Origin of the sequence: uncultured Ellagibacter sp. (assembly GCF_934636505.1) — a bacterium.
Taxonomy (GTDB): domain Bacteria; phylum Actinomycetota; class Coriobacteriia; order Coriobacteriales; family Eggerthellaceae; genus Ellagibacter.
This window is the reverse complement of record NZ_CAKUAL010000083.1, coordinates 1-7,433: the sequence shown is the minus strand read 5'-3', so window position 1 is coordinate 7,433 and position 7,433 is coordinate 1. Positions and strand designations below refer to the sequence as shown.

Below are 7,433 nucleotides of genomic sequence, written 5' to 3'. Positions count from 1 at the left end.
TCGAAGGCGTCGAGAAGGGCTTCCAGAAGAAGCTTCAGCTCGTCGGCGTCGGCTACCGCGCCGCGCTCAAGGGCACGTCCCTCGAGCTTTCTCTTGGCTACTCGCATCCGGTTATCGTCGAAGCGCCCGAGGGCATCAGCTTCGAGGTTCCCAGCCAGACCGAGATCATCGTTCACGGCGCAAGCAAAGAGCAGGTTGGCCAGATTGCAGCCGACATTCGCAAGTGGCGCAAGCCGGAGCCTTACAAGGGCAAGGGCATTCGCTACGAGGGCGAGGTTGTGCGTCGCAAGCTTGGCAAGGCTGCTAAGAGCGACTAGTGGGCTTAAGCGCTACGGTAATTTACTGAAGGGATCATCATGAGAAGCAATGATTTGAAGCATGAGAAAGGCTTAGCCCGTCGCCATCGTCGCGTTCGCGGCAAGATTTCCGGCACTCCTGAGCGTCCGCGCCTTTGCGTGACGCGCAGCAATTCGAACATCTACGCGCAGGTTATCGACGATGTGTCGCATACCACCATCTGCGGCGTTTCCAGCCTCGGCCCTGAGTTCAAGGCAACGGGCAAGAAGGGCGGCACCGTCGAGGGCGCAGCTGAGATCGGCACTATCATCGGCAAAATGGCTCAGGAAAAGGGCGTCACGAAGGTCGTCTTCGACCGCGGCGGCCACCTCTATCATGGGCGCGTCAAGGCTCTGGCCGACGCTGCTCGTGAAGCAGGCCTGGTATTCTAGAAGGGGTTAAGCGTATGGCTCGCAAACAGCAAGAAAACGCTGCCGTTCCTGAGCTCCAGGAGCGCGTCGTTTACATCAACCGCGTGTGCAAGGTCGTCAAGGGCGGCACGCGCTTTGCGCTCACCGCGCTTGTCGTCGTCGGCGACGGTAACGGCCGCGTGGGCATCGGCCTGGGCAAGTCCAAGGAAGTGCCTGTGGCTATCAAGAAGGGCGTCGATGACGCGAAGAAGAACATGTTCTCCGTCGCCATCACCAAGGAAGGCACCGTTCCCCACGACATCGTGGGCGAGTTCGGCGCAGGCCGCGTCCTCATCATGCCGGCTGCTCCTGGTACCGGCGTTATCGCCGGCGGCCCCGCTCGTGCGGTCATGGAGCTCGCAGGCATCAAGAACGTGTTCGCCAAGTCTCTCGGCACTAACAACGCGATGAACGTTGTGAAGGCTGCTGCAGACGGTCTCCAGAAGATGCAGAGCCCGGTTGAGGTTGCGGAGCGCCGCAACATGTCCGTCGCTCAGATCTTCGGCGGGAAGGAGAACTAGTAATGGCTGAGGCACAGAAAACGCTGCGTGTGACGCAGATCAAGAGCTCCATCGGTTACAAGAAGGATCAGCTTGCCACGCTCAAGAGCCTTGGTCTTGGCAAGATTGGTCGTTCCCACGACCTCGTGGACAACGAGTCTGTCCGCGGCATGATCTTCAAGGTGAAGCATCTTGTGAAAGTGGAGGAACTGTAAGTTGGGATTTCCCCCGCTCACATATTCTCATTAAGGTATAATCTCGGATTGGCGTGCCGGACACCGGTGGCGCCAATCTGGGCGTTATTAGGAAGTTAGCTGGCGGCGAGCTGCCAGCCCCAGGTAAAACAGCCTGGAAGCGAATGTAAGGAGTATTACACAATGGAACTTAAGGATCTCAAGCCTGCAGAGGGCTCTCGTCACAGCCGCAAGCGCGTCGGTCGCGGCAACGGCTCCGGCTATGGCAAGACTGCCGGTCGCGGTCTGAACGGTCAGAAGTCCCGCGCTGGCGGCGGCAAGCGCCCCGGCTTCGAAGGCGGCCAGACTCCTCTCGCGATGCGTTTGCCGAAGCTCCCCGGCTTCCGCAACATCAATCGTGTCGAGTATCTGCCGGTGAACGTTTCCCGTCTCGAGGAGAAGTTCGAGGCCGGCGAGGTCGTCAACGGCGAGTCTCTCAAGGCCAAGGGTATCATCAAGCACGAGGATGCGCTGGTGAAGGTTCTGGGCGACGGTGAGCTCACGAAGGCTCTCACTGTTTCGGTCGATAAGGTGTCTGCTTCCGCTAAGGCGAAGATCGAAGCAGCCGGAGGAAAGGTCGAAGAGCCTTGCTAAGCTCTATCATTGACGCATTCAAGGTACCGGAGCTTCGCAAGAAGATCCTGTTCACGTTGGGTATTTTGGCGTTGTATCGTTTTGGCGCCTATATCCCCGTGCCCGGTATCCCGTTTAACGAGTTCGCGAACTCCTTCTCGAACTCGGGCGTCTCGATGACCATGCTCGACTTGTTCACGGGCGGTGCACTTTCGCACTTCTCCGTGTTCTCACTCGGCATCATGCCCTACATCACCGCATCGATCATCATGCAGCTGATGCAGGGCGTGATTCCCGCCGTGGGCCGTTGGGCGAAGGAAGGCGAGACCGGTCGTCGCAAGATCACCCAGGTCACGCGTTACCTGACGCTCGGCCTTGGCCTGATCAACGCTATCGGCTACCTGCTGCTGTTCAAGTCCTCCGCATACGGCGTGGTCTTCACTGACCAGGTTCCCGAAGTCCTGACCGACATCATCGTGGTGTTCACGCTTGTTGCCGGCACGGCCTTCATCATGTGGATGGGCGAGCTTATCACCCAGCGCGGTATCGGCAACGGCATGTCGCTCATCATCTTCGTGAGCATCGTGTCCCGCGTTCCCGCTGCTATCTTCTCGTCCGTGAACCTGCAGGCTGATTTTGGAATGGGCATTGCTATCACGGCGCTCATCCTCATCGTGGTTCTCGCTTGCATCCCCGCGATCATCTTCATCGAGCGCGCTCAGCGCCGCATCCCGGTGAACTATGCCAAGCGCGTCCAGGGCCGCAAGATGATGGGTGGCCAGTCCACCTACATCCCCTTGAAGGTGAATGCTGCGGGCGTTATCCCGATCATCTTCGCGAGCTGCATCATCTACTTCCCGGCTCAGCTTGCTGCGCTGTTCAACGTTGGTTGGCTGACGGCGTTCGCTGATGCGGTTTCTACCGGTTGGCTCAACTGGATTTTGACCGTGCTGCTCATCGTGTTCTTCGCGTACTTCTATACCTCGATGGTGTTCAACCCCGAGGACACGGCGGACAATCTGCGCAAGCAGGGTGGCTTCATCCCCGGTGTGCGTCCCGGCTCTGCAACCGTGACCTACATCAAGAACGTGATTCATCGCGTGACCCTCCCGGGCGGTATCTTCATCGCCTGCATCGCGGTCATCCCGACGATCATCTTCTACTTCAGCGGCAACCAGCTCATTCAGGCGTTCGGCGGCACCTCGATTCTCATCATGATCGGCGTTGCGCTCGACACCATGAGCAAGGTCGAAAGCCAGCTGAAGATGCACAACTACGACGGCTTCTTCAAATAAGACCGTTTGCATATGACCTGTTCATGTGCATGTTAGGAACCAAGGCCACGGGTGGAGTGCCCGTGGCCTTTTCCGTTTGCGTGAAGTTTCGCGCTCACGTTGCGCGTTTGGTAGAATAGGTGATGGAATTTATCCTTGCTGATTGAAAGGAACTCAATCATGAATATCGTGTTGCTGGGTGCTCCGGGCGCTGGTAAAGGCACGCAGGCTGCCAAGCTCGTCGAGGGATTCGGCACGCCCCATATCTCCACTGGCGACATGCTTCGTGCTGCCGTGAAAGCCGGAACCGAACTTGGCAAAAAGGCGAAGTCCTTCATGGATGCGGGCGACCTCGTCCCCGACGACGTCATCATTGGGCTTGTGACCGAGCGTCTTGGCGAACCTGACACGGAAAAGGGCTTCATTCTCGATGGTTTCCCGCGCACTTCCGCTCAGGCTGTTGCGCTTGACGCCGAGCTTTCCAAGCTGGGCCGTCCCCTGTCCGCCGCTCTTCTTATCGACGTTGACTCCGAGGTTATCGTGAGGCGCCTCACCTCGCGTCGTATGTGCAAGGACTGCGGCTACATCGGCTCTGAAGCTGACGCGCAATGCCCCAAGTGCGGTGGCGAGATGTACCAGCGCGACGATGACAACGAGGCAACCGTTCGCAATCGCCTCGACGTGTACGAGAAGTCCACGAGCCCGCTCATCGACTACTATCGTGGCTGCGACTTGCTCGTTTCCATCGATGGCGATCGGGATCCGAACGTTGTCTATGCTGACGTGAAGAAGGCTCTCGAGCTGTAAGAGGGGCAATGCGGCGGTCTTTTCGTCGTGCTCACCAGAAAACCCCGTATTCCCAAGGCCCCGTTCATTGAGCGGGGCCTTTCTCCGCTATAATGATGAGTCATGCCAACGCTCCGAAGGAATATCACGTATTTGTACGAGTCTCGGGTCCTCCCGAGGCGTTCTTTGCTTGCGCATATCGCCAAGGTGGCGGCTGTCATTATCGCAATTGCGCTATTCCTCGAAGTCTTCGTGTTCAACATCAACTTCTATAAGTCGCTTGGTTACAACTCGATTGATTTAAGTGATTCCCTCGAGCTGCAGGAAACAAGTGACGAGCAGTATAAGATTACCGAAGTTGACAACGTCATTGAGTTCTCGAATTTGAACACCGAGGTCCACAACGTGTACCTCAAGTTCGACTGGGAGCAACCTGCGCAAAACCTCACCTTCAAGATTCAGTTCACCGACGATGCCCACGCAACGTACTTTGATACGACGGAATATACCCTCGGTGTTCCCGAGGTCGACATCTCGACCATGGTGTCGGAGAGCCAGTACGTGAATCTGAACACTACCGGCTACGTGAAGAATCTTCGAATCGAGCTTGTCGGCAACGAGAAGACCAACTACCCGGTTCGCCTTACAAGTCTTGTGTTGAACGCCCATCGGCCGTTTTCCTTCAACTTCCTTCGATTTTTCGGCGTGATCGGCATCCTGGCGTTTACGTATCTCTTCCGTCCAGGTTCGAGTGTTTACCGTGTGAGCATTGTTCGCCGGCCGAAGCTCTCGAAGGGGGGAATCATCTGCGCGGTTGCGATCGAGGTCGTGCTCATCTCGTCGTTTCTCTTCATGGGGTCCAACCTTGTGGGTGTTGCCACGTCGACCTACAACTTCGGATCGTGGGACGGCCACAGCATTGCGAACTCGTTCGAGGTCGGTGGCGAGAACGCGCAGCAGTATGCCGAGCTCGCTAAATCCATGTCGCAGGGGAAGCTCTATCTGGAAGAGGAGCCGCCCGACTGGCTTCAGCAGATGGACGATCCCTATGACAAGGGTGCTCGTGACGAGTTGCAGAAGGAGACGGGCGAGCCGTATCTGTTCGACGTCGCCTACTACCAGGGGCACTATTACGTGTACTTCGGTGTGGTGCCGGTGCTGCTGTTCTACTTGCCGTGCTATTTGGCGACAGGCGCAAGTTTCCCAACAGCTATCGGCGTGCTCCTCGCAGTGATCGCTTTCATTCTTGGGTGCTCGGCCCTGCTCGATCGCTTCGCTCGCTATCATTTCAAGCAAGTGAGCCTTGGGCTATACCTGCTTCTCCAGATTGCCCTTGTCACGTGCTGTGGAATTTTGTACCTGGTGAAGTTTCCGACGTTCTACTCGCTGCCGATTGCGTGCGGCTTGGCGTTCTCCGTCTGGGGGCTCTATCTGTGGATGTGCGGTCGCGGCTCGCAGAGGCCGTGTGGATGGTACCTAGCGGGCTCGCTATGCATGGCGCTTGTCGCAGGCTGTCGACCGCAGCTTGTACTGCTATCGTTTCTTGCCTTCCCGCTGTTCTGGCGCCGCTACATCACCGAGCGCCGGCTTTTCACGAGGCGAGGCGCTCAGGAATTCGCTTGCTTAATAGCGCCGTATGTCGTGGTCGCTGCCGGTATCATGCTGTATAACAATGCACGCTTCGGGTCCCTCACTGACTTCGGCGCGAACTACAATCTCACGGTCAACGACATGACGAAGCGCGGAATGAACGTGGGACGATTGGCCCCCGCGCTGTTCACGTACTTCTTGCAGCCGCCATGCGTGACGGGGGTGTTCCCCTTCCTGCAGCCGACGCCGTTCGAGACCACCTACATGGGGCAGACTATCAAAGAAGTCACCTTCGGCGGCGTGCTGGCCTGCCTTCCGGTGCTTTGGGTGCTTCCGTTCGCTTCCCGCATCCTGAAGCTGCGTATTTCTCAGCGCTCGACGCGCACGATTATGGGCGTCATCGTGGTGCTGATTGCGGCGGGCGTCATCGTCGCGCTGCTCGATGCGGAGCTGGCGGGTATCTTGCAGCGCTACTATGCCGACTTCAGCTTCATGCTCCTGGCTGCCGCGGTGCTTCTCGTCTTCGTTGTGAACGAGAATCTTGTGCCTGGTTCGACGATGGCGCAGGTGTTCACCAAGGTGCTTCTCGTGCTTGTGGCGGTGAGCGTCCTCTATAGCGCGCTCATTTGCTTCGTCCCCGAAACGGGGTGGTATTCCGATGTGTATTCATGGGCGTATTCGAGCTTCTTTGAGACGGTGCTGTTCTGGACATAACGAGTGCGCTGCAGCATGTGCGTTGCACTGGATGAAAGCGAAGGAGCGGCCGGGCTGGCCGCTGGTTGGAAAGGAAAACTGACGTGAACGTAGTGGTTACCGAAAACTATGAGGAGATGAGCGTTGCCGCGGCGAACGTGATCGCGGAGCAGCTGAAGGCGAAGCCGGACAGCGTCCTTGGCCTCGCGACGGGCACGACCCCGATTGGCCTGTATGCCGAGCTTGTGCGCGCGTGCGACGCGGGTGAGATCAGCTTCGCGAATGCACAGTCGTTCAATCTCGATGAGTATCGCGGCCTGCCTGGAACTCACGACCAGAGCTACCGTTACTTCATGCAGGACAACCTCTTCGACCACGTCGATATCGATATTGAGAAGACACATGTACCCGACGGCTCGATGGATGACGCCCAGGCGGCGTGCGACGCTTACGAGCAGGCAATCGCGCAAGCCGGCGGCGTCGATTTGCAGCTTCTGGGCTTGGGGCACAACGGGCACATCGGCTTCAACGAGCCGTGCGATTCCTTCCCCGTGACCACGCACTGCGTCGAGCTCACGGAGAGCACCATCCAGGCGAACAGCCGCCTGTTCGATTCCGCCGATGAGGTGCCGCGCGAGGCCTACACCATGGGCATCGGCACCATCATGAAGGCGCGCAAGATTCTCCTCGTGGTGAATGGCGCAGGTAAGGCGGAAATCGTTCGCGATGTGCTTCGCGGGCCGGTGGTTCCGCAGGTTCCTGCGAGCATTTTGCAGCTGCACCCGGATGTGACGGTGGTGCTCGACAAAGAGGCAGCGGCGGCGCTTTAGTCGAGTCCGCAAGCTTGGCGGTCTGGGTTGTTTGGGCGATGCAAGAAAGGGAAGCGTATGATCATTTCTGGCGGCAAGGTCTTCAGCGGTGCGGGGTTCGACGCGCGCGATGTGTACGCCGAGGGCGGTGTCTTCGCGGGGGAACCGATGGGGGGGTGCTCGCCGGATCAGACGATCGACGCTTCCGGTTGCTGGGTCATTCCCGGTC

At 58.2% G+C, this 7,433-nt stretch carries 9 protein-coding genes; all 9 read left to right on the top strand.

What is annotated here, in order from left to right:
- Positions 1-317 (top strand): 50S ribosomal protein L6 (locus tag Q0G18_RS08340; protein ID WP_297151920.1); only part of this gene is annotated, 317 nt, incomplete at its 5' end.
- Positions 318-356: 39 nt separating this feature from the next.
- On the top strand, positions 357-728 hold the full coding sequence (gene rplR / locus Q0G18_RS08335) for a 50S ribosomal protein L18 (RefSeq protein WP_296061623.1): 372 nt from the start codon (positions 357-359) through the stop codon (positions 726-728).
- Between the two features lie 14 nt (positions 729-742).
- Positions 743-1,267, top strand: a complete 525-nt coding sequence (gene rpsE, locus Q0G18_RS08330; protein ID WP_276998479.1) for a 30S ribosomal protein S5 — start codon at positions 743-745, stop codon at positions 1,265-1,267.
- Between the two features lie 2 nt (positions 1,268-1,269).
- Entirely contained in the window at positions 1,270-1,461 is a 192-nt protein-coding gene (gene rpmD, locus Q0G18_RS08325) for a 50S ribosomal protein L30 (protein ID WP_158050408.1), read from the top strand.
- A gap of 162 nt (positions 1,462-1,623) precedes the next feature.
- Positions 1,624-2,073, top strand: coding sequence for a 50S ribosomal protein L15 (rplO, locus tag Q0G18_RS08320; protein WP_158050409.1), 450 nt, complete (start codon positions 1,624-1,626; stop codon positions 2,071-2,073).
- Positions 2,067-3,347, top strand: a complete 1,281-nt coding sequence (gene secY / locus Q0G18_RS08315; protein WP_297151915.1) for a preprotein translocase subunit SecY — start codon at positions 2,067-2,069, stop codon at positions 3,345-3,347. Before rplO ends, secY begins: the two co-directional genes overlap by 7 nt.
- A gap of 159 nt (positions 3,348-3,506) precedes the next feature.
- Positions 3,507-4,133 carry an adenylate kinase gene (locus tag Q0G18_RS08310; RefSeq protein ID WP_297151912.1) on the top strand — a complete coding sequence of 209 codons (627 nt, stop codon included), beginning with the start codon at positions 3,507-3,509 and terminating at the stop codon, positions 4,131-4,133.
- Between the two features lie 165 nt (positions 4,134-4,298).
- Positions 4,299-6,416: a cytochrome C oxidase Cbb3 gene (locus tag Q0G18_RS08305; protein WP_297151909.1), complete on the top strand. Its 2,118-nt coding sequence runs from the start codon at positions 4,299-4,301 to the stop codon at positions 6,414-6,416.
- A gap of 83 nt (positions 6,417-6,499) precedes the next feature.
- Positions 6,500-7,225 (top strand): glucosamine-6-phosphate deaminase, encoded by a 726-nt coding sequence (gene nagB / locus Q0G18_RS08300; protein WP_297151907.1) that lies wholly within the window; start codon positions 6,500-6,502, stop codon positions 7,223-7,225.
- Positions 7,226-7,433: the final 208 nt, after the last annotated feature.